The sequence below is a fragment of the Flavobacterium cyanobacteriorum genome, assembly GCF_002251835.1.
In the GTDB taxonomy this organism is placed as follows: Bacteria; Bacteroidota; Bacteroidia; order Flavobacteriales; family Flavobacteriaceae; genus Flavobacterium; species Flavobacterium cyanobacteriorum.
This window is the reverse complement of the sequence record NZ_NOXV01000081.1, coordinates 1-2,454: the sequence shown is the minus strand read 5'-3', so window position 1 is coordinate 2,454 and position 2,454 is coordinate 1. Positions and strand designations below refer to the sequence as shown.

Annotated in this window: 2 protein-coding genes; both read left to right on the top strand. The window is 31.4% G+C overall.

What is annotated here, in order from left to right:
• Positions 1–53: 53 nt before the first annotated feature.
• Positions 54–1,973 (top strand): hypothetical protein, encoded by a 1,920-nt coding sequence (locus tag CHU92_RS00870; protein ID WP_094411662.1) that lies wholly within the window; start codon positions 54–56, stop codon positions 1,971–1,973.
• Positions 1,973–2,332: a hypothetical protein gene (locus CHU92_RS00865; RefSeq protein ID WP_094411660.1), complete on the top strand. Its 360-nt coding sequence runs from the start codon at positions 1,973–1,975 to the stop codon at positions 2,330–2,332. Before CHU92_RS00870 ends, CHU92_RS00865 begins: the two co-directional genes overlap by 1 nt.
• Positions 2,333–2,454: the final 122 nt, after the last annotated feature.

Below are 2,454 nucleotides of genomic sequence, written 5' to 3'. Positions count from 1 at the left end.
GCTGGAAATTAATTTAATACAATTTTTGTCGTGTACTTAGAAAATATAATTATGTGGAAAAAGGAATCAGGTTCAATAGTTTCATGGCAGAAAGAGCCATAAAATTAGAATTCAACTACTATGGTGCCTTACTAGAATTTATAAACCAGACAGTTTTTAATTATTACGACAGTTTAGAAGCATTTAGCAGTACTAACAGGTCCCTGTTTTTTTCTGATTATACAGATTTTATAAATCATTTGCTAAAAAAATACCGTGGAAAACAAAAACTCCAAGTGCTCTACTACATCCCTATTTTTGTATTTCAAAAAATTAAACCTAAGTTTTTGTGGGATACTTTAGATGAAATTTTAGAAGGAATGGTTACAAACCTTGGCTTAAATGTAGAAGATATTACAATTAAAATTCTAGAAGGATTATCTAAAAATCATGAAAACAAAGATGATTTTATAAAAGAATTATTAGTTTCATATGATAAAAAAGAAACCAGATTTTCAATTTTATACAGCAAACTAAATGGTGAAAATTTCAAAAAATTTGTGAATCTTATTCATGTAGTTTGGTTCAATTCAAGTTATAAAAATCCCGATAATAAGCTATATATAAATAACGAAAGCCCTTTTGTTGTTAACTATGAAGCCAAAAAAGAATTTACCTTTTTTTATAGCAATATGAATATTAGTTGGATTAATGCCAACTTACTAAAATATGAACCCGATACCAGTTGGTGGGATGAAATTGCAAGTATATTGCATCCTGCAATAGGAGAAGCAGTAAAACATTTTACCGAAACCGAGAAAAGTTTTTATTATCATCCCTTTCAGCCTATTGCCGTTAACAATTTTCAAAAACAACAAACAGGTGTTGCATTAACATCGCCTTTATTTCCTGCCTTTGTATTAAAAGCAGGAGAAGATGTTGCCTTTTGGGAAAACACAGCCACTGCTGCAGAATATACTGTTGATATTATTACCACTTTTTCTGGTGTGGGTAATATTGCCAAGTTTAGGCATTTATACAAAGTATCCTCTAAAGCAAGTAAACTTCGATTTATAAGCAGAGCTGCTAAGGCAGTAAAAACAGCAGCAAGAGGGGCTGTAGGTGTTATAGAAATAAGTTCCGGAACAGTAAATGCATTATTAAAAATAACCGACCAAAGAGACGAACCTTGGGCAAAAGAACTCTCAGAATTTTTACTAATTTTAGAGCTTTGCAGTCTAGGAGCAGATTTAGGTGAATTTCTACTCAAAAGAGCCAGAACTAGTGCCAAAAATGCTTTAGAATATGAAGATGAGATAAGGAAACAACTTAATGAAGTAGTAATAGACGACGGTAACAGCACTCGTAAACTTTCTGAAGCTGATAAAGAGAAGTTTTTTGATGAATTATATGAGGTGGTGGAAAAAACAAGAAATGCAGGCAAATATACTATACAAAATGAAGGTGTTATTTCAATTGCAAAATTCAATAAAATTGCAAAAAGAATAAAGAAAGAATACGGAGTAGATATGTTTTTAGTGGACCGAAATAATGAACAATGGTCAGAATTATTTAAAAGATGGCAAAAAGAACCATTAGATGGTATGTGGGTTGATCAACCTTTGAATAGTAGGAATTACCCAGGCATAAAATTAGATGGCCCTGCTTTGTATTTGTTTAGAGGAAGCACATCAAGAGGTTTTTATGAAGTAACCAGCTATACAGTGCAACACGAATTATTTCATTTAAAAATGTGGCATAGCATAAAGGAATTATATCCAAAAAATTATCTAACCAAATTTCATGAGATACCAGATGAGATACATGAAACATTTGTGTTGTCAGAATTTGTTAAAGCAAAAAAATACACCAAATGGAGTGACCAAGATATTTTGACAGATTTGAAAGCTTTTAATGAAAATTTTGCAAGAAATATGAAATTAGAAGATTTTGAAAAATTTGATTTAGAAATTTATTTAAAAAACTTAAAATAATGAAACATAAAGAGCAATATTGTAAAGACCTTTTGAAAAAGGTAATAAAAGATTTAGAAGAATGGAGAGGCTATGAATCCTTTTATGATAGAAAAGCCCCTTTTGAAGCTTTATTTCATAAAGATAAAGAAAGCTTATTTGATGGTAGTATAATTAAGAATTGCTGGGTAGTTTATGCTAAAGTCCCCAAAGATGGTTGGAAAGGTGGTAATATAATAATTAATATTGATGATGATACAGGCAAAGCATTAACCTATGTAAATACAGCGTTGGGTGGTCGCCCTAGAACACTTCCTCTTATCATAAATGAGGAAGGAAAATATCGCATAGACCCAGATTATTTACCTACAGCAGATTAATTACTAACCACCTTCGGGTGGTTTTTTCATAAAGACTCACCAACCAAAGAGACGAACCTTGGGAAAAAGAACTCTCAGAATTTAATTTTAGAACTTTGCAGCTTAGGTGCCGATTTAGGCGA